This window comes from Leifsonia sp. NCR5 (assembly GCF_002105485.1).
In the GTDB taxonomy this organism is placed as follows: domain Bacteria; phylum Actinomycetota; class Actinomycetes; order Actinomycetales; family Microbacteriaceae; genus Leifsonia.
Genome location: NZ_NCSR01000001.1, coordinates 359216 through 378455 on the forward strand (window position 1 = coordinate 359216; position 19240 = coordinate 378455).

The 19240-nt window shown below is 69.6% G+C and carries 21 protein-coding genes; 7 read left to right on the forward strand and 14 right to left on the reverse strand.

Going from position 1 to position 19240, the window contains the following annotated elements:
• The first annotated feature begins 65 nt into the window (after positions 1 to 65).
• Entirely contained in the window at positions 66 to 1040 is a 975-nt protein-coding gene (hemB, locus tag B7438_RS01835) for a porphobilinogen synthase (protein ID WP_085367614.1), read from the forward strand.
• On the forward strand, positions 1037 to 2377 hold the full coding sequence (gene hemL, locus B7438_RS01840; RefSeq protein WP_085367674.1) for a glutamate-1-semialdehyde 2,1-aminomutase: 1341 nt from the start codon (positions 1037 to 1039) through the stop codon (positions 2375 to 2377). Before hemB ends, hemL begins: the two co-directional genes overlap by 4 nt.
• A gap of 63 nt (positions 2378 to 2440) precedes the next feature.
• Here the strand turns inward: hemL and B7438_RS01845 are convergent, their stop codons facing one another.
• From B7438_RS01845 to B7438_RS01870, 6 genes are all read right to left on the reverse strand, one after another.
• On the reverse strand, positions 2441 to 3232 hold the full coding sequence (locus tag B7438_RS01845; RefSeq protein ID WP_085367615.1) for an alpha/beta fold hydrolase: 792 nt from the start codon (positions 3230 to 3232) through the stop codon (positions 2441 to 2443).
• 37 nt (positions 3233 to 3269) lie between these two features.
• Entirely contained in the window at positions 3270 to 3506 is a 237-nt protein-coding gene (locus B7438_RS01850) for a hypothetical protein (RefSeq protein WP_085367616.1), read from the reverse strand.
• A 43-nt stretch (positions 3507 to 3549) separates the two neighbouring features.
• Positions 3550 to 4800, reverse strand: a complete 1251-nt coding sequence (locus B7438_RS01855; protein WP_085367617.1) for a sugar ABC transporter permease — start codon at positions 4798 to 4800, stop codon at positions 3550 to 3552.
• Positions 4797 to 5630 (reverse strand): ATP-binding cassette domain-containing protein, encoded by an 834-nt coding sequence (locus B7438_RS01860; protein WP_085367618.1) that lies wholly within the window; start codon positions 5628 to 5630, stop codon positions 4797 to 4799. The genes B7438_RS01855 and B7438_RS01860 overlap by 4 nt, the downstream gene beginning before the upstream one ends.
• Positions 5631 to 5774: 144 nt before the next feature.
• The gene (locus tag B7438_RS01865) at positions 5775 to 6887 is read right to left on the reverse strand and encodes a sugar ABC transporter substrate-binding protein (protein ID WP_085367619.1); all 1113 of its coding nucleotides are present in this window, start codon (positions 6885 to 6887) and stop codon (positions 5775 to 5777) included.
• Between the two features lie 150 nt (positions 6888 to 7037).
• Positions 7038 to 8219: an ROK family transcriptional regulator gene (locus B7438_RS01870; protein ID WP_085367620.1), complete on the reverse strand. Its 1182-nt coding sequence runs from the start codon at positions 8217 to 8219 to the stop codon at positions 7038 to 7040.
• A 123-nt stretch (positions 8220 to 8342) separates the two neighbouring features.
• On the opposite strand from B7438_RS01870, the gene B7438_RS01875 reads away from it, so the two are divergent.
• On the forward strand, positions 8343 to 8729 hold the full coding sequence (locus B7438_RS01875) for a hypothetical protein (protein WP_085367621.1): 387 nt from the start codon (positions 8343 to 8345) through the stop codon (positions 8727 to 8729).
• Positions 8730 to 8760: 31 nt separating this feature from the next.
• Here B7438_RS01875 and B7438_RS01880 read toward each other — a convergent pair whose 3' ends face one another.
• Positions 8761 to 9141, reverse strand: coding sequence for a DUF1304 domain-containing protein (locus tag B7438_RS01880; protein ID WP_085367675.1), 381 nt, complete (start codon positions 9139 to 9141; stop codon positions 8761 to 8763).
• Between the two features lie 24 nt (positions 9142 to 9165).
• Between B7438_RS01880 and B7438_RS01885 the strand changes: the two genes are divergently transcribed.
• Positions 9166 to 10386 carry an FAD-dependent oxidoreductase gene (locus B7438_RS01885; RefSeq protein ID WP_085367622.1) on the forward strand — a complete coding sequence of 407 codons (1221 nt, stop codon included), beginning with the start codon at positions 9166 to 9168 and terminating at the stop codon, positions 10384 to 10386.
• 29 nt (positions 10387 to 10415) lie between these two features.
• On the opposite strand, the gene B7438_RS01890 is transcribed toward B7438_RS01885, so the two are convergent.
• The 3 genes from B7438_RS01890 to B7438_RS01900 form a co-directional block, all read right to left on the reverse strand.
• Positions 10416 to 10796 (reverse strand): DUF1304 domain-containing protein, encoded by a 381-nt coding sequence (locus tag B7438_RS01890; RefSeq protein ID WP_085367623.1) that lies wholly within the window; start codon positions 10794 to 10796, stop codon positions 10416 to 10418.
• A 49-nt stretch (positions 10797 to 10845) separates the two neighbouring features.
• The gene (locus B7438_RS01895) at positions 10846 to 11868 is read right to left on the reverse strand and encodes an MDR family oxidoreductase (RefSeq protein ID WP_085367624.1); all 1023 of its coding nucleotides are present in this window, start codon (positions 11866 to 11868) and stop codon (positions 10846 to 10848) included.
• Between the two features lie 117 nt (positions 11869 to 11985).
• The gene (locus tag B7438_RS01900) at positions 11986 to 12762 is read right to left on the reverse strand and encodes an isocitrate lyase/phosphoenolpyruvate mutase family protein (RefSeq protein WP_085367625.1); all 777 of its coding nucleotides are present in this window, start codon (positions 12760 to 12762) and stop codon (positions 11986 to 11988) included.
• A 45-nt stretch (positions 12763 to 12807) separates the two neighbouring features.
• Between B7438_RS01900 and B7438_RS01905 the strand changes: the two genes are divergently transcribed.
• On the forward strand, positions 12808 to 14184 hold the full coding sequence (locus tag B7438_RS01905) for an LssY C-terminal domain-containing protein (RefSeq protein WP_085367626.1): 1377 nt from the start codon (positions 12808 to 12810) through the stop codon (positions 14182 to 14184).
• A gap of 25 nt (positions 14185 to 14209) precedes the next feature.
• Here B7438_RS01905 and B7438_RS20165 read toward each other — a convergent pair whose 3' ends face one another.
• The 3 genes from B7438_RS20165 to B7438_RS01915 all read right to left on the reverse strand — a co-directional run bounded on the left by B7438_RS20165 (position 14210) and on the right by B7438_RS01915 (position 17055).
• Positions 14210 to 14419 carry a hypothetical protein gene (locus tag B7438_RS20165; RefSeq protein ID WP_143465513.1) on the reverse strand — a complete coding sequence of 70 codons (210 nt, stop codon included), beginning with the start codon at positions 14417 to 14419 and terminating at the stop codon, positions 14210 to 14212.
• Positions 14420 to 14496: 77 nt separating this feature from the next.
• Positions 14497 to 16077 (reverse strand): Na+/H+ antiporter, encoded by a 1581-nt coding sequence (locus B7438_RS01910; RefSeq protein WP_247597241.1) that lies wholly within the window; start codon positions 16075 to 16077, stop codon positions 14497 to 14499.
• A gap of 69 nt (positions 16078 to 16146) precedes the next feature.
• Positions 16147 to 17055 (reverse strand): rhodanese-related sulfurtransferase, encoded by a 909-nt coding sequence (locus B7438_RS01915; RefSeq protein WP_085367628.1) that lies wholly within the window; start codon positions 17053 to 17055, stop codon positions 16147 to 16149.
• A gap of 106 nt (positions 17056 to 17161) precedes the next feature.
• On the opposite strand from B7438_RS01915, the gene B7438_RS01920 reads away from it, so the two are divergent.
• Together B7438_RS01920 and B7438_RS01925 are read left to right on the forward strand one after the other, a co-directional pair.
• The gene (locus B7438_RS01920) at positions 17162 to 17992 is read left to right on the forward strand and encodes a polyprenol monophosphomannose synthase (RefSeq protein ID WP_085367629.1); all 831 of its coding nucleotides are present in this window, start codon (positions 17162 to 17164) and stop codon (positions 17990 to 17992) included.
• Between the two features lie 19 nt (positions 17993 to 18011).
• A complete protein-coding gene (locus B7438_RS01925) occupies positions 18012 to 18545 on the forward strand; it encodes a YbhB/YbcL family Raf kinase inhibitor-like protein (RefSeq protein ID WP_085367630.1) in 534 nt (177 codons plus the stop codon).
• A gap of 33 nt (positions 18546 to 18578) precedes the next feature.
• Here B7438_RS01925 and B7438_RS01930 read toward each other — a convergent pair whose 3' ends face one another.
• Complete coding sequence (locus B7438_RS01930) at positions 18579 to 19217, reverse strand: LysE family translocator (protein WP_085367631.1); 639 nt, start codon at positions 19215 to 19217, stop codon at positions 18579 to 18581.
• Between the last annotated feature and the right edge of the window lie 23 nt (positions 19218 to 19240).

The window sequence follows — 19240 nt, forward strand, 5'->3', positions numbered from 1 at the left end:
GGGGCGCCCTCCGAAAGCTGGGAGGGGGCTCAGACGCGGGCGCGTAGGCTTGTGACGTGAGTGACGTGACGCATCCTGTTGTCCGACCACGACGCCTCCGGCAGTCTCCTGCCCTGCGCCGTCTGACCTCCGAGACCCGGCTCCATCCCGGCGAACTCATCCTTCCGATGTTCGTACGCGAGGGGATCGGCGAGGCTCTGCCCATCCAGTCGATGCCCGGCGTCGTGCAGCACAGCATCGACTCCCTCAAGCGTGCAGCCACCGAGGCGGCCGAGGCAGGCGTCGGCGGCGTGATGCTCTTCGGAGTGCCGGAGACCCGGGATGCGACCGGCTCGGCCGCGACAGACCCGAACGGCATCCTCAACGTCGCCACCACCGCGCTGGCCGCCGAGGTGGGCGACGCACTGGTCGTGCAGACCGACCTCTGCCTCGACGAGTTCACCGACCACGGCCACTGCGGCGTCCTGGATGCACAGGGCCGGGTCGACAACGACGCCACCCTCCTCCGCTACCGCGACATGGCCGTCGCGCAGGCCGACGCCGGCTCGCAGCTGCTCGGCCTCAGCGGCATGATGGACGGCCAGGTCGCCGCCGTGCGCGACGCGCTCGACGGGGCAGGGCACACCGACACCGTCATCCTCGCCTACGCGGCCAAATACGCCTCCGCCTTCTACGGCCCGTTCCGCGAGGCCGTCGACTCCCAGCTGTCCGGCGACCGCCGCGCATACCAGCAGGACCCGGCCAACCGCCGCGAGGGCCTGCGCGAGGCGCGCCTCGACCTGGAGGAGGGCGCGGACATCCTCATGGTCAAGCCGGCTCTCAGCTACCTCGACGTCCTGAGCGACGTCGCCGCGATCAGCGACGTCCCCGTGTGGGCGTACCAGGTGTCCGGCGAGTACGCGATGGTCGAGGCCGCCGCAGCGAACGGCTGGGTCGACCGCCGCCGCATCGTCGAGGAGACGCTGATCGGCGCCCGCAGGGCCGGAGCAGATGCCGTCATGACCTACTGGGCCACCGAGGTCGCGAGGTGGCTGCGATGAGCGACCTGGATGCTCTGGCGGACGGCGCAGCCATCGGCGACGTGAACCTCGCGCAGTTCGAGCGCGCCCAGCGGGTGATCCCCGGCGGTGTGAACTCGCCGGTGCGTGCCTTCCGCTCGGTCGGCGGCACCCCGCGGTTCATGGTGTCGGCGAGCGGTCCGTACATCACGGATGCGGAGGGCCGCGAGTACGTGGACCTCGTCGCGTCGTGGGGTCCCGCGATCCTGGGGCACGCGCATCCCGAGGTGGTCGCCGCTGTGCAGGCCGCCGCTGCGCGTGGGCTGTCGTTCGGCGCATCCACTCCGGCGGAGACCGAGCTGGCGGAAGCGGTGCTCGCCCGCGTGCCGTTCGTGGAGAAGCTGCGGCTCGTCTCGACCGGCACGGAAGCGACCATGACCGCGATCCGGCTCGCCCGCGGCTTCACCGGCCGCCCGCTGCTGATCAAGTTCGCCGGGCACTACCACGGCCACTCGGACAGCCTGCTCGCCGAGGCCGGCTCCGGCCTGGCGACGCTGGCGCTGCCCGGCTCGGCCGGGGTCACCGAGGCGACGGCCGCGCAGACACTCGTGCTGCCGTACAACGACCTGGATGCGGTCCGCGCCGTTTTCGAGACGCACGGCCCGGACATCGCGGCCGTCATCACGGAGGCCGCCGCAGCGAACATGGGTGTCGTCCCACCGGACGCGGGCTTCAACGCAGCACTCGCCGACATCGCCCACGAGTTCGGCGCGCTGCTGATCCTGGATGAGGTGCTCACCGGCTTCCGCGTGAGTGACGCCGGATTCTGGGGACTGGACCGCGGGTACACGCCCGATCTGGTCACGTTCGGCAAGGTCATCGGCGGAGGGATGCCGCTGGCTGCTCTCGGCGGTCGCGCCGAGCTGATGGACTTCCTCGCGCCGACCGGCCCGGTCTATCAGGCGGGAACGCTGTCGGGGAACCCGGTCGCGGTCGCCGCCGGGCTCACCACGCTGGCGCTCGCCGACGAGGCGGTCTACGACCGGCTCGACCGCGTGGCGGACACGGTGTCGTCCGCGGTGTCCGACGCGCTGAGCACGGCGGGCGTCGCCCACCGGGTGCAGCGGGCGGGCAACCTGTTCAGCTTCGTGTTCGGCGACTTCGCCGAGGCGCCGCGGACTTACGCCGAGGTGCAGCGCCAGGAGGCGTACCGCTACCGCGACTTCTTCCACGCGATGCTCGACGCCGGCGTCTCCCTGCCGCCGAGCGTCTTCGAGGCGTGGTTCGTCACGGCCGCGCACGACGACGCGGCCGTCGACCGCATCCTCGCCGCGCTCCCGCGCGCCGCGGCTGCCGCCGCCTCCGCCCGCCCCGCCTGACCCGCGCCAGCGCACCTGGCGAGATACCAGTAACTGTCGCGAAACGCCCGGGATACGCGACAGTTACTGGAGTCTCGTCGCCAGGAACCGGCGCACGGGCGCCGCGACGGCATCCGGGGCGAAGCTGTGGGTCTGGTCTTCGACCACCTCGAAGGCCGCGCCGGGGATCGCCGCGGCGAGTTCGCGCGCGCCGTACTGCAGGAACGCCGGGCTCGCCCCGCCCGCCAGCGACAGCACCGGGATGCGCACCCGGTGCACGACATCGTCGGGCACCGCACTGTCTCCCATCGCCGCGTCGTCGTACGCCAGCGTGGGGGCGATGGCCTCCATGCCCGGCCACGCGGGGGAGTGGCGCATCCCGTCGATGGCCTGTTCCGGCATCCCGACCCTGGCGAGGAACAGCGCGACGGCGTCGCCGCGGCGCCCGTCCGCCAGCGTTTCGGCGAGGTCGGCGGTGTACTGCCTGGCGCCGTCGAGCGCCGCATCCGGCATCAGCGGAGGTTCGTACAGGACGACGGCGGAGATCCGCTCCGGACCGAGTGCGGCGGCCGCTCGCAGCAGCAGCATCGCGCCGGACGACATCCCGAACGCGACCGCGGGGGCTCCCACGGCCTCGATCAGCTCGTCGATGTCCTCGATCTCCCTGTCCACCGAGAACGGCAGCGTGTCCGTGCTCCCGCCGCGCCCGCGCCTGTCGTACGCGACGGTCGTGAACGCGTCGGAGAGTTCGGGGGCGAGCTGGCTCGCCGAGCCTCCCCTGGATGACATCGCGCCCTCGACCAGGATCAGTGTCGGCCCGTTGCCGACGGCCTCGTAGCCGATGGTGGTGCCATCGGCAGAGCTCGCAGTGCTCATGTGCCTTCCCTCCGCATCGCTTCCTCGCAACAGGCCATCACACGTCCGCGTCGGCCGCCGCCCTCTGCACAGACTCCACGAAGGAGTATGTCGCCTCGTTCGGCCAGCCGTCGGCATCCACCAGGGCGAAAACGTCGAACGTCAGCTGGCCACCGCCGCCCGCGGGTCGCCGCAGCGTGCGCGGCGGGGCGTCGGAGGCCGCGCGGACCGTGACGGTCTGCGGGGGAGCATCCCGTCGCAGCAGCCGGGCGCGGAAGGTGGTCGTGCGGGTCACACGACCACCATCTCACATGCCTCGCCGCCGCGCGCGGCCGGAGCTATGCCTGGCCGTGCGACGCGCGGGAGCGGCGGGAGAGCGAGTCGATGATGACCGCGAGCAGCAGTACGGCGCCGGTGATCATGAAGCGGATCGACGAGTCGAGGTTGAGCAGCGTCAGGCCGCTGGAGATCGACTGGATGACCAGGATGCCGAGCAGGGCCGACCAGGCGCTTCCGCGTCCGCCGAAGAGGCTCGTCCCACCGATGACGGCGGCGGCGATCGCGTTCAGGTTGGTGTCCGTCCCGCCGCTGGCCGCGCTTACCGATGCGAGTCTGGCCGCAGCGAGCAGGCCGCCGACCGCCGCGAACGTCGAACACAGGATGAACACCGAGATGTAGACCCGGTTGACCTTGATACCGGCGCGGCGCGCGGCCTCGACGGAGCCGCCGACGGCAAACACCGACCGGCCCCAGCGGGTGCGGGTGAGGAAGAAGTTCATCACGACGACGAGGATCACGAACAGCAGGAACATCGCGCCCGTGCCGCGGTCGGTGGAGAGGTACCAGACGCTCACCCCGAGGGCCAGCAGCAGGAGCACCGACTTCACCAGCATCACCGTCATCGACCCCTGCGAGAGGCCGGCCTTGCGGCGGCGCTCCGACCGGCGCCAGTCGGAGAGGAACATCGCGACCGCGGCGATCACGGCCAGCGCGTACGCTGCCCACGGCGGAAGGAAGGTCTGCTGCGCGAACTGCACGATCCACGAGTCGAACGGGATGTTGATCGAGCTGTTCGGGCCGAGCACCCACAGCTGCAGACCGAGGAAGCCGAGCAGGCCGGCCAGGGTGATGACGAACGACGGCACCCCGAACCGGGTGAACAGTAACCCGTACAGATAGCCGACGGCGACACCGGCGATGATCGCGGCGATCACCGCGACGATGAGCGGCCAGTGCAGCTGCGTGAGGCCGACGCCCATGATCGCGGCGGCCAGACCGCTGACCGACCCGACCGACAGATCGATCTGGCCGAGCAGCAGCACGAGCACGATGCCGATCGAGATCGTGCCGACCGCGGCGCACTGCAGCGTGAGGTTGACGAGGTTGTTCGCGGACAGGAAGTTCGGGTTGAGGATCTGGAACACGGCCCAGATCACCACGAGGCCGACCACGACAGGCAGCGAGCCCAGGTCGCCACCGCGCACGCGCATCCCGAACGACTTGACGGCGCCGCTGAGCCCTTCGGAGCGGATCAGGCGTTCGTCCTGGAGGTCGGCGGCGACCTCCGCGGGCGTCTCGGTCTTGGTCATGCGTCCGCACTCCGTTCGGTGAGCTGCTCTACTTCTTCGCTGAGGCGCTCGGCCCTGCGCGTGACGACGTTGTCGGTCGCGCCGGTGATGGCCGAGATGATCTCCTCGTAGCTGACGTCCGGCACGCGGAAGGTGCCGTTGTTGCGGCCGAGTCGCAGCACGGCGACGCGGTCGGCGACGGCCTGCACGTCGGCCATGTTGTGGCTGATGAGCACCACGCCGAGGCCGCGCTCGCGCAGGCGCTCGATCAGGTTGAGCACCTCGGCGGTCTGCGCGACGCCGAGGGCGGCGGTCGGCTCGTCGAGGATGACGACGCGCGGCTCGCCGATCAGCGAGCGGGCGATGGCCACGGTCTGGCGCTGGCCTCCGGAGAGCGACGCCACGGCGATCCGCACCGACGGGATGCGCGCGGAGAGCTGACGGAGCAGGCTCCACGACCGCTTCTCCATCTCCTCCTCGTCGAGCGTTCCCCTGGCGATCTCGCGTCCGAGGAAGAGGTTGGAGACCACATCCAGGTTGTCGCAGAGCGCGAGGTCCTGGAACACGGTCGCGATGCCGAGCTCGCGGGACGCGGACGGCGACGGGATGCTCACCCTGTCGCCGTCGAACGTCACCGTTCCCGCGTCCTGCGGGTGGACGCCCGCCAGGATCTTGACGAGGGTCGACTTGCCTGCGCCGTTGTCGCCGACGATGGCGACGACCTCTCCCGGGTAGACATCGAGGTCGATGTCGGTGAGGGCCTGGACAGCGCCGAAGCCCTTCGAGATCCCTCGGAGGGAGAGGACGGGCTGGCGCGTCGACCGTTCGGGTTCTGCGACGGCGGATTCCATCGTCACGGTGTTCTCCTTTGGACTGAAAGGGCGGAGCGGGTGGTGCTCGGTGCTGGCAATGCGGGTATTGCGCGGTTCCAGGGTAGGCCGGAATCGGCCCGGCCGGGGGTGCGCTTCCGCATCCCCGGCCGGGTCTTCGATGGGCTACTTGATGCCGTACTTGTCGCAGTCGGCCTTGTAGTCTGCGGTGCAGATCTTGGCGGCGGAGTCGGAACCGTAGAACTCGTCCTTGACGACCGTGCTCTCGATGTTGTCCGTCGTCACGGCGACCGGGGTCAGCAGGAACGACTGGATGGCAGCGCCACCCGCCGTGTTGACCGTCGTGTCACCCTTCGGCTTCTTGCCGTTGGCCAGGTCGACGGCCAGCTCTGCCGCCTTCTCCGCCTCGGGCTTGAGCGCCTTGTAGACCGTCATGTACTGGTCGCCGGCAAGGATGCGCTGGATGCCCGCGAGCTCGGCGTCCTGTCCGGTGACCGGCGGGATCGGGCTGACGTTGGCGGCCTTCAGCGAGGCGATCGCGCCGCCGCCGGTTCCGTCGTTCGCCGCGTAGATGCCCTTGATCTGGCTACCGAACTGCGTGATCTGGCCTGCCACCCAGTCCTGGGCCTTCGCGGGGTCCCATCCTGGTGTGTCGAACTCGGCGAGCACCTTGTATCCGCTCGAGTCGATCACGCTGTGCGCGCCCTTCTTGAACAGGGTCGCGTTGTTGTCCGTCGGCGAGCCGTTGACCATCAGGATGCCGGCGCCGGAGGCGACGTTGTCCTTCTTGAGCTTGTCGACGAGCGCCGTGGCCTGCAGCTGCCCGACCTTCTCGTTGTCGAACGAGATGTAGTAGTTGCTGTCCGGGCTGTTGATCAGGCGGTCGTAGGAGATGACCGGGACGTTCTTGGCTTTGGCCTCTCCGACGATGGATGCGGCGGCCTCGCCGTCGAACGGGTCGAGGACGAGGACCTTGACGCCCTGGGTCAGCATCGACTCCGCCTGCTGCTGCTGCTTGCTGGCGTCGCCGTCCGCGTTCGAGTAGAGCACCTTGCAGTCGGGGCAGAGTTCCTTGATCTTCGCCTCGAAGAACGGCTTGTCTGCCGATTCGTACCTGGCGGTGACGGAGTCGGGGAGGAGGAGGCCGATCTGGGCGCTGCTGGCACCGGCGGTGGAGCTGGATCCGCTTCCGGACCCGTTGGAACAGGCTGTGAGTGTTGCGGCTGTGAGCAGGATCGCGGCCGACGCGATGACCGCTCTCGTGGTGGCGATCTTCATTGAAAAACCTCCGATTCGAGACCGCCATCGTTGGCGGCTGGGTTGAGTGTTGCAGGTGGTGAGGTTGTCGTCAAGAGTTGAAGCCAACGGATTCGATAACGAATAGACACGCATTCGGGGGGTGTGGCACCGCAGGTGTTGCGCGCCGGGTCAGGCGGGCGAGTCGATCGGCGTGATGTTCACGCAGTCCACGGCATATGCGACCGCGCCGAGCGTCGCCGCACGCGTCCCGAGCTGCCCCTGGACGATGTCGGGCATGAGGTCTTCGTTGACGATGATCGACCGCTCGACGGCGTGCCGCATCGGCCCGAGCAGCAGCTCGCCCGCCCTAGCCAGCTCGCCGCCGACGACCACCCGCTCCGGGTCGATCAGGTTGCACAGGTTCGCCGTCGCGATACCGATGTGCTTGCCCGCGTCGGCGATGGCCCTGATGCACCGTGCATCCCCGGCCATCGCCTGGATGACCACATCGCCCAGTTTCAGACTGCCCAGGTGGTCGCGCAGCTCGTCGAGGATCGCCGGACCGCCCGCGATGGCTTCGAGGCAGCCGCGGTTGCCGCACCGGCAGAGCGGGCCGTTCTCCCGGATGGTGGTGTGCCCGAACTCGCCGGCCACGCCGTGGAACCCGCGATAGACCTGCCCGTTCAGGATGAGCCCTGCGCCGATCCCGTCCCCGAGTTCGAGCGTGATCGTGTTGCGCTTTCCGCGCCCTGCGCCGAGCCTGGACTCCGCCAGGGCGGTCAGATTCGCGGCGTTGTCGATGAACACCGGGCGCTTCAGCCTGCGCTCCATCACCTCGGCGACGTCCACGCCGTCCCAGCCGCGCATGATGCCGCTGCGGGCGATGGTGCCGCTCGCCCTGTCCAGCGGGGCGGGGAGCGCGATGCCGACGGCGAGCACCTCGTCGCGGCCCGCATCCACGGATTCGAGCATGTCGGTGAGCAGCAGGGAGACCTTGTCGAGCTCGTTGTCCGCCCGGTGGTCTTTGGCGAGCGGCATGTGGTTCTCGGCGACCACCGTGTGCGCGACGTCCGCGAGCGCGATCCGCATGTGCCTGGTGGAGAAGTGCACGCCGACCACGAGTCCGAGCGCGTGCGCCAGCGTGACGTGCTGGGCGCGCCTCCCGCTCCGGATGCTCTGAGCGGTATGCAGGACGCCCGAGGTCGACAGCTCCTTCACGATGTTGGACACCGTGGCGGGGGAGAGGCCGGTGGCGCCGGCGAGCTCGACCTGCGTCAGCCCGCCGTGCTTCTTGATGGCGTCGACAATCCGCGCCCGGTTGGCTTCACGAAGTGAAGTCTGCGAACCCGGGGTTCGCCGCTGCGTTGCCACGATCAGCAGGATACATGCCCCGCGGTCGAGGGGGTGGGGAGTGTGGGAAACCGTCGGCCGAAGGGTTATCTCTTTGTGAGGAACGGACCCGCACGACGCCGCCCTCGCTGGCAGGATAGAAGCATGGCCGACATGCACGTTCACCCGGACCGACTTGAGATCCACCTCACGCCGGCGGAGAAGGTGCTCGCTCTGAAGCGCGACGACCTCATCGTGCCGAGGGAGAGCATCCGGTCCGTGGCGATCACCGAGGACCCGTGGATCTGGATCCGCGGCATCCGCGCGCCAGGAGCCGCCGTGCCGTTGACGCTCTCCGTCGGAACCTGGAAGTTCCACGGCGGCAAGGACTTCCTGCTCATCAAGGGCAAGCAGCGCGCGGCCGTGGTGATCGACCTGGAGGGCGAGGAGTACTCGCGCATCATCGTCTCGACGCCGCACGCGACCAAGCTCATCGAGGCGCTCCGGGTGGATGCGGCCGGCACCCCGGCGCAGGGCGAGACCTCGCTGTAGCGGCTGCCGCCACACAGCCGCCGCCCGCGCGTCAGCCGAGGACCAGCAGCACCAGTCCCACCAGCGGCAGCGCGCCCTGCAGCAGCGCGGCGCGCAGGAACGCCCGGCCGGTCGTGATCAGCACCACCGCCGCGAGCACCATGCACACGGCGGAGAAGAACACGATCCCGAACCCCACATCCCGGAGCGTCGTCCAGTAGAGCACCAGCCCGACCGCCGCGCCCCCGGCGAGGAACAGGTTATAGAACCCCTGGTTGTACGCCATCGCCCTGATCGTGTCCGCGTCGCGCTGGCTGGCGACCCCGAACCTGCGCCACACGCCGGGTGACGACCAGAACACGCTCTCCATCGCGAAGAACGCCAGGTGCACGACGGCGGCCGCGGCGATCAGGATGGAACCGATGATGGCCATGCGTGTGAGCATACGCTGGGCACTATGCACACTGTGGAGACTTCGTGCGTGATCGCCGGCGGCGGTCCCGCCGGCATGATGCTCGGCCTGATCCTGGCGAGGTCGGGGCTGGATGTGGTGGTGCTGGAGAAGCACGCCGACTTCTTCCGCGACTTCCGCGGCGACACCATCCACCCGTCCACCATCACCGTGCTCGGCGAGCTCGGGCTGCGCGACCGCTTCCTCGGGATGCCGCACACGAGCATCCGGACACTGGATGCGGTGGTCAACGGCACCAGGCTGCACCCGATCGACTTCGGGATGCTCCCTCCGCCCGACGATTTCCTGGCCATGGCGCCGCAGTGGGATTTCCTCTCCTTCCTCGCGCAGGAGGCGGCGGCGTTCCCCGGCTTCCACCTGCTGATGCAGACCGACGCCGTCGGGCTCATCCAGGAGGGCGGTGCGGTGCGCGGCGTGACGGCGCACGGGCCGGACGGAGAGCTGGAGGTGCGCGCATCCCTGACGGTCGCCGCGGACGGGCGCGATTCGACGCTCCAGGATGCTGCCGGCCTGCGCCCTCGCCGGTTCGGCGTCCCGATCGACGTGCTCTGGTTCCGCGTGCCCAAGCCGGACCGCGTGCCGCCGAGCACGCTCGCGTACGTCGACCAGCATTCGATGGTGATCACGATCGACCGCGGTGACTACTTCCAGACCGGCGTGATCATCGAGAAGGGCGGCTTCGACACCCTGCGGGCGGCCGGGCTGCCGCACTTCCACCGGATACTCGGCGAGGTCGCACCCGTGCTGGCGCCGGTGGTGGACGCGATCGCCTCCTGGGACGACGTCAAGCTCCTCTCGGTCCAGATCAACCGCCTCGACCGCTGGTTCCGCTCCGGTTTCCTCGCGATCGGCGACGCCGCCCACGCGATGTCGCCCGCGTTCGGCGTCGGCGTCAATTACGCGGTGCAGGATGCGGTTGCGACGGCCAACGCGGTCGCCGCCCCGCTGCGTTCCGGCCCGGTCGACCTCCGGGTGCTGGAGGCGGTGCAGCACCGCCGCCTGCCTCCCGTCGCCAGGATGCAGGGTCTCCAGCTCGCCGCGCACGAGTTCATCGCGCGCCCGGGAGGCGCTGCCCGCCTGCCCAACCCGCTGCCCGCTCCGCTCCGGGCGCTCCTCACCGCTGCGATGCCGGTGGCGCGCCGTGCGTCAGCGCGGATCGTCGGCCGCGGCTTCCTCCCGGAGCACATCGGGCCCGAGCTGCGCTGACGGCCGCTGACGGCTGCTTGGCCCTGCCGTCAGGACAGCAGCATGAGGATGAATCCGATCAACGGAAGGATCCCCTGGATGAGCGCCGGACGGACGTACCCGCGCCCGGTGGTGATGAGCACGACGGACGCGGCGAACATGCTCGCGGTGCTGAACAGGATCAGCGCGAGCCCGGCATCGTGCATCCCGACCCCGAACAGGATGAGCCCGACGATCGCCCCGATGGCGAGGAACAGGTTGTAGAACCCCTGGTTGTACGCCATCGGCCGCGTGGTGTCCGCGGCCTCCTGCGACGCCACCCCGAACCGCTTCCACACCGCCGGCCGCGTCCAGCCGACGCTCTCCATGACGAAGATGGCGATGTGCAGGGCTGCGGCAAGGGTGACGACCACGGTCGCGAGGACGATCATGCGGTCAGCATACGGCGACACCCCGCCCGCGGGCGGCAGGCGCGCACGGTCAGGCGCGCACCTCCACCACCGTCCGCCCGCGCAGCTTCCCGGCCAGCAGTTCCTCCGCAGCCGCGATCGTCTCGGCCAGTGGGATGAACGCCGTCATCGCCGCAAGCGATTCAGTGTCCAAGTCGACCGCCAGCCGCCGCCACGCCGTCTCGCGCAGCGCGATGGGCGCCTCGACCGAGTTGATCCCCGCCAGCGTCACCCCGCGCAGGATGAACGGCATCACCGTCGCGGGCAGATCCGGACCTTGCGCCAGCCCGCACGCCGCCACCGTCCCGCCGTACGTCGTCTGCGCGAGCGCGTTCGCGAGCGTGTGGCTGCCGACGGCGTCCACCACGCCCGCCCAGCGCTGACGCTGCAGCGGCTTGCCGGGATCGCTGAGTTCCGCCCGGTCGATGATCGCCGTCGCGCCGAGGTCGGTCAGGTAGTCCGCCTGCTCCTCCGGCCGGCCCGTGGATGCGGTAACCGGGTAACCCAGTTTCGCCAAAACCGCCACGGCCACCGACCCGACACCCCCGGCCGCTCCTGTCACCAGCACGCTCGACCCGGCATCCGCGACCACCTGTGGATCGAGCCCGTTCCGCTCCAGCGCGAGCACCGACAGCATCGCGGTGAATCCCGCGGTCCCGACCGCCGCCGCCTGCGCACTGCTCAGCACCTCCGGAACCCGCACCAGCGCATCCCCGCGCACGCGTGCCCGTTCCGCCAGCCCACCGTGATGCGACTCGCCGATCCCGTCGCCGTTCAGCACCACCCGATCCCCGGGCACCCACCGTTCGTCTGCGGACTCCTCCACCACTCCGACCAGGTCGATCCCGGGAATCAGCGGCGACGTCCGAGCCACCCCCGGCCGCCCGGCAATGGCGAGCGCATCCTTGAAGTTGAGGTCGGAATACTCCACCGCAACGGTCACATCCCCCGGCATCAGGAACGCATCCGTCACCCGCCGCACCTCGGCGGTATGCGCCACGATCCGCCCCGCCTCAGCCTCCTGCTCGATCACGATGGCCCGAAAGTCAGTCATGGCTTTCACCATACGCCGACCAGTGGATGGGCCACCCGGCCCAGCGCCGCCTGGACCGCCGCGCCTCGCAGCTCACCACCGCGCCCGCCTGCTCGGCCGCCACGTGCCACACCACCCCTAGTTCAACACCCGCACCCCGCTCGGCAGCGCCCCGCCCGCGTACAGCGCGCTCGCCGCATCCTGCAGCGCGGTCAACGCCAGCCGTTGCGTCCACGGACCGTACGACACCCGCGCCACCCCGAGCTCCTCCAGCCGCGCCGGCGCCACAGATCCCGGCACCCCGATCACGCTGAGCTTCCGCATCCCGAGCCCTTCCACGAGCAGTTCGATCACCGTCTCGTCGAGCCGCCCGGGCACGAACACGCAGGTCGCCCCTTCGTCGAGGAACGCCCGCCCGCGCTCGATCGCCTCGCGCGCCTTCTCTTCGGTGGGCCGCTGGTCGTCATGCAGGAACACGTCGGTGCGCGCGTTGAGCGCGAACGGCACTCCTTCCGCCTCCGCCCCGGCGATGGCGGCCCGCACGGCGGCGACCGCCTCCTCGAACGAGCGCGTCCCGTCTTCGAGGTTCGCTCCGACCGCACCGACGCCGATCGCGCGCCGGATCGTCTCGCCCGGGTTGCCGTATCCCGCTTCGAGGTCGGCGCTGACCGGCAGATCGGTCGCGTCCACAATCCGCCCGATGGCCGCGAGCATCAGGTCGAGCGGGATGCGCTCGCCGTCCTCGTAGCCGTGGGAGGCGGCGATCGAGTGGCTCGCCGTCGCGATGGCGCGGGTGTCGGGGAGTGCGGCGATCGCGCGCGTGCTGATCGCATCCCACACGTTCACCACCTGAAGCAGCTCGGGGGCGTCGTGCAGGCGGCGCAGCTCGGCGCCGAGTTCGTTGTTCGCGTTCACGAAGTCACCATACGACCCCGCGCCCGGCGGCTCTAGGATGAGCGCATGGCCGAGACGGCGGTGACCAAGACCCGGTCGGCGACGGGCCGGCGCCGGTCGACCAACGTCGTCGTCGACAACCTCTTCTTCGTCTTCGGCGGCGCCGCCGTGGTCTGGCTGGCCTGGATCGTCCTCACCGAGAGTTTTTCGTGGGGCTGGTTCCTCGTCGCGTTCTTCGTGCTGTTCTGGGTGGTGGTCGCCTATCTGGTCCTGCCGCGCCTGCACCGCATCCTGACCTCGATCTACGTCCCGGACTACTTCATCGGCAGGGCCCGCACCAGCGACGGCCTGCTCGGCGACCCCATCAACCTGGCCGTCCTCGGCACCGAGGCCCAGCTGGACAAGGCGATGACGGAGGCCGGCTGGACCAGGGCGGACGACGTGACGTTGCGCACCAGCTGGCGGATCGTCGCATCCACTCTGTTGCGCCGCAGCTACGACGAGGCTCCCGTGAGCCCGCTGTTCCTGTTCGGCCATCAGCAGGATGTCGCGTACCAGCAGGAGGTCCGCGGCAACCCGTCGAAGCGCCACCATGTGCGCTTCTGGCGGTGCCCGGAGGGCTGGCTCCTGCCCGGCGGTCACAACGCGGACTGGCTGGCTGCCGGCACGTTCGACCGTTCCGTCGGCTTCTCGCTGTTCACGTTGCAGATCACCCACAAGATCGACGCGAACACCGACGTCGAGCGCGACCACATCGTCTCCACCCTGATGGATGCGCGGATCGGCGTCGACGTCGAGGTCATCGAGGACTTCTCCACCGGCTACCACTCCCGCAACGGCGGCGGCGACAGCATCGAGACCGACGGCAACCTCCCCGTGATCGACGTGCGTGCGGTCCCGGTGGATGCGGCTGCGATCGCGGTCGCGGACCAGGCGGATGCGAGACGCGCGGCGAGGGCGGAGGACCGGCCGATCCCCACGTCACTCGGCTTCCTGTTGATGCTGCTGCGAACGGTCGCGGGTGCGGTGTTCGTCGCGCTGACCGTGATCGACTGGCGCCAGTTCGTCCAGGCCCAGATGGACGACCCGGCGGCGGCGCTCACCGCCGACGAGAAGCCGATCGTGCAGCTCGTCCTCGTCGTGGTGATGGCCCTGTTCACGGTCGGCCTGCTCTTCTACCTGCTGCTGGCGATCCTGGTCTTCCGCGGCAGCAACTGGGCACGCATCGCCTCGATGTCCTACAGTTCGCTGCTCATCATCATCTCCGCAATCGACTTCTTCAACGGCGGCCCCCAGGTCACCCTCCACAACAACGTCCTCGGCCTCCCGCTCGACATCCTGGTCGTCCTGGCCCTCTCCTCCCAGCGCTCCCGCCTCTGGGCCCGCCGCCCGCGTCCGCGCGGGTCGCGGCAGACGATCGCGGCGTCTACGGGCGCGAGCTAGTCGCTGCGTCGAGCTTCCGCAGAAGTCACGCGAGGTCGCGCGGATGGGATCGTTCCGTCCGCCGACCTCGGCGCACCGCGATGGAGCAGAAGACGGCGAGGCCCACAGCCAGGGAGACGCCGGCAGCGACGGCGATCGTGAAGTTGCCGTTCACCCACATCATGGCAATGAGTATTGCGACAGCCACGCTGAGTCCAAGCAACGATGTCAGTATGTTTCGCTTCAGTGTGTACATTTATCCAGCTTAGTCCTGGCCTGCGACGGGCTCTGCAAACCTCCGGCGGTGGCGCACCGCACCCAAGCCCTGGCCCGCTACATAAGCCCCTTCCGCGGCCCCGACGACTTCAACGCGGACTCCTCCGCATCCAGGAACGCCAGCACCGACCGCACCGCCAGCTCCTGATACCGCCCCTCGGCCCGCGCATCCAGCACCGCCTTCCGCTCGGCCTTGATCATCGACCGCCGCAGCTTCTGGTACTCCACCGGCACGTTCTCGTCTTCGTTCGGGGACGGGTTCTCGAGCGCGTCGGAGAGGAAGACCGCGTTGATCCGCAGCCGCTCCAGCACCCGTTCGTCTTCGTCGCCCGTCACCTGGGAGTCGAGGTGTTCCAGCCCGGCCGTCTGGGCCTCGGCGAGCAGCCGCTGCATCTCGCTCGCCTCCTGGGCGAAATCGGGCGGCGGGAGCTTCAGCCGGCGGATGACCCAGGGGAGCGCGAGCCCTTCGAGCAGCGTTCCGACGACCACCACGAACGCGAGGAACTGCAGGAACTCCTTGTGCGGTGTCGCGTCCGGCAGTAGGAACACGGCGGCGAGCGTCACCACCCCGCGGATACCGGCGAACGACACCGCGATCCCCGTCGGCCAGTTCCACCCGCGCTCGCGCAGCCGTTTCGGGCCGTGGCGGTAGAGCGTCGTGGTCAGCACCATCCAGACGAACCGCGCCGCCGAGATCGCGAGCAGCACCACGATGCTGATCACCACCGTCTGGCCGACCGTGATCCCCGACCGGAATGCGCCGCTCAGGATGCTGGACAGTTCCAGCCCGATGAACAGGAACACCGCGTTCTCGAGCAGGAACTGGATCGTGCGCCAGTTGATCGACTCCGCGATGCGCGCCTCCGCCGTCTGGATGGTCGGCGACCGGTAGCCGAGGTACAGCCCGGACACGACCACCGCCAGGATGCCGGACCCGTGCAGGAACTGCGCCGGGATGAACGCCAGGTACGGCGTGATCAACCCCAGCGAGGTGTCCAGCACCGGAGCCCGCAGCTGCTTCCGGATGATCGCGAGCACCCAGCCGACCCCGAGCCCGACCGCCACTCCGACCACCACCGCCAGCGCGAAGTCTCCCGCGATCGCCCACGGGTTCACCACGCTCACGATCGCGGCGATGGTCGCGTTCAGCGCCACGAGGGCCGTCGCGTCGTTGAGCAGGCTCTCGCCTTCGAGCACGGTCACGAGTCGGCGGGGGAGGTGCAATCGCCCGGCGATCGCCGTCACCGCCACCGTGTCCGTCGGCGCCACCACCGCCCCGAACGCGAACGCGGCCGCCAGCGTGAGCGAGGGCACCACCCACCACGTGGCGAACCCCACCACGATCACCGTGAACACCACCAGCCCCACCGAGAGCAGCAGGATGCCGTCTCGCCTGGCCCGCACATCCACGAAGGATGTCTGGATGGACGCGGCGAACAGCAGCGGTGGAAGCAGCCCGAACAGCACGAGCTCCGGCTCGAGCTCGATATGCGGGACCCCGGGGATGAACGACACCACCGCCCCGACGACCACCAGCACCACCGGCGCCGACCACCCGACACGGCGCGACAAGCCCGTGACGGTGACCGTGACGAGAACGAACGACACGATCCAGACAATGGTTGCGACCGGATCCATGCTGTTCATGATGGCCGCAACGCGCGCAGGGTGCCAATGGTTCCCGGGAGGCTGTGGAGAACTCGTCCGCTAGGAGCGAAGTGCAGGGATCGGGCCTCCGTGGGCCGCGCAGAACACCGCGTCCTCTGCCTCGCACACGACCAGCTGCTCGCGGCACGACGCGTCCGCGCAGTTCCGCATCCGCTCGGTCTCGCCGTCGCACACGACGCAGCGCCCGATCACGGCCGTGTGGTCGCTGAACCGGACGGACTGCCGCTGGTCGAACACGTACAGCGAGCCCTCCCACAGTCCGTCGTCGCCGAACGTCTCGCCGTAGCGCACGACACCGCCGTCGAGCTGGTACACCTCGCCGAAGCCGCGCGACCGCATCAGTCCGGACAGCACCTCGCAGCGCACCCCGCCGGTGCAGTAGGTCACGACCGGCTTGCCTTTGAGGTGGTCGTACTTCCCGCTGTCCAGCTCGGCGACGAACTCCCGCGTCGTGGACACATCCGGCACCACGGCGTCCTTGAAGCGCCCGATCTCGGCCTCGAAGCGGTTGCGGCCGTCGAAGAACACCACGTCGTCCCGTGCCTCCACCAGCGCGTGCAGCCCGGCGGGGTCGAGCCGCTCGCCTCCACCGACGACGCCGGATCCGTCCACCACCAGCTCGGCAGGCGCCCCGAAACTCACGATCTCGTCGCGCACCTTCACCGACAGCCGTGGGAAGTCGAGGCTCATCCCGTCGTCGTCGAACCCGGTCCCTTCGCTCCACTTCACGTCGAGGTCCTTGAACGCCGGGTAGTCCTTCGTCTTGCGCAGGTACTTCTTCAACGCGCCGAGCTCACCGCCGAGCGTCCCGTTCATCCCGTCGCCCGACAGCAGGATGCGTCCGCGCAGGCCGAGCGATTCGCAGAGGTCGCGCTGCCACAACCGCACGGCGTCCGGGTCGGCGAGCGGCGTGAAGACGTAATAGAGGAGGACTTTCGGCACGGGCACCGCACCATGCTAGGCCGCCCCGGCTGTGCGCTCTCTCAGCGACCCCGGCGCCGTTACCCAGGCGCTCGGTTTCCTTTCATTCACCAACATCGGCGATGCTTGTGGGGTGAGCACCCTGGTCATCATCCCGACCTACGACGAGCGGGAGAATGTCGAATCGATCGTCGGACGCGTCCGCGCGGCTACCCCCGACGTGGATGTGCTCGTGGTCGACGACAACTCCCCGGACGGAACGGGGGCGCTCGCCGACGCGCTCGCCGCGGCCGACCAGCGCATCCACGTGATGCATCGCGCCGGAAAAGAGGGCCTCGGCGCCGCATATCGCGACGGGATGCGCTGGGCTCTGGATGCGGGATACGACCGCATCGTCGAGATGGATGCGGACGGCTCGCACCGCCCGGAGGAACTGCACCGCCTGCTGGCCGCGCTCCGCGAGCCGGGCACGAGGGAGATCGGCGCACCCGCAGCCGCGTCCGGCGCATCCACCAACGCACCCACCAACACCCCCGGCGCCGATGTCGTCCTCGGCTCCCGCTGGGTTCCCGGCGGTGGCGTCGTCAACTGGCCGGCCCGCCGCCGCCTGCTCTCCCGGGGCGGCAGCGCGTACTCGCGCATCGCCCTCGGCATCCCGGCCAAAGACGTCACGGGCGGCTACCGCGCCTTCACCGCCGAGGCGCTCCGCAGCATCCACTTCGCCGATGTGGAGAGCCAGGGGTACTGCTTCCAGATCGACATGCTCCGCCGCGCGTACCGCGCCGGCCTCTCGGTCGCCGAGGTGCCGATCACGTTCGTGGAGCGTGAGCACGGCGCGTCCAAGATGAGCGGCGGCATCGTCCGCGAGGCCATGTGGCGCGTGACCGTCTGGGGTGTCTCCGGCCTCCCGCAGCGGTTCCGCCGCACCAGGGTTCCCGTTCCGGTCAAGACGCACGTCGGCTGACGGGTCTACCGTTTACTTCATGACCGTCAAAGATCCTCTGGAGCGTTTCGGCGCCGTCCCTCAGTTCACCGTCACCAGCGACGACGTCGCAGACGGCCGTCCGCTCGCGCAGGCGCAGTGGGGCGCAGGCGGTGGCGGCGGCGACATCTCGCCGCAGCTGTCCTGGTCCGGCTTCCCCGCGGAGACGAAGAGCTTCGCCGTCACCATCCACGACCCGGATGCGCCGACCGGCTCCGGCTTCTGGCACTGGGCCGTCTTCAACATCCCGGCCGACGTCACCTCGCTCGACGCGAACGCGGGTGCTGAGGGCGGCGCCAACCTCCCGCAGGGCGCGGCGATGCTCTCGAACGAGCTGCGCTCGAAGAGCTTCACCGGCGCAGGACCGCCTCCCGGAACCGGCACGCACCACTACAACCTGATCGTGCACGCCCTCGACGTCGACCACCTCGACCTCGACCCGGAGTCGACCCCTGCCGTCCTCGGCTTCAACGCGCACTTCCACACGCTGGCCCGCGCCGTCGTCACCCCGGTCGCGACCGCCGGAGACATCTAGCACGACGCGGCAGGCAGAACGCTGCCAGCACCCTCAGTGCTTGTTCCCCGTCAGCGCCAGCACCCCGCCGAGCCCGATCATCATCACGCCCCCGGCGGCCCCCAGCCGCTCGACGCGTTTCGGCGACCGCCCGAACCAGTTTCGGGCGGTCCCGGCCGCGAGCGCCCACACGCTGTCGCAGGCCAGGGCGAGCACCAGGAACACCGTGCCCAGCTCGAACATCTGCAGCGGGATGCTCCCCGCCCGGTAGTCGACGAACTGCGGGAGCACCGCCACGAAGAACACCAGCGTCTTCGGGTTGGTCAGCCCGACCACGAACCCTTCCGACAGGATGTGCACCCGCGAGCGCGCGGGCGGTGTCGCCTCGTGCGTCACCGCCGTGTGCCTCCGGTGTCTGATCGCCTGAATACCGAGATACATGAGGTACGCCGCTCCCGCGAACTTGATGATCGTGAACACCACCACGGATTGCGCGACGACCGCCCCGATCCCGAGGGAGACGGCGATCACCAGGGGCAGCATCCCGAGCGCGTTGCCGAGCACGCTCAGCAGGCCGCCGACGCGTCCGAGCGACAGCGACCGGCCGATCACGAAGAGCACGCTCGGGCCCGGAATCACGATCAGGGCGATGGATGCGATCGCGAACGCCAGCAGCGATGGGCCAGGAACCATGCGCACAGCGTAGCCGCCCCGAG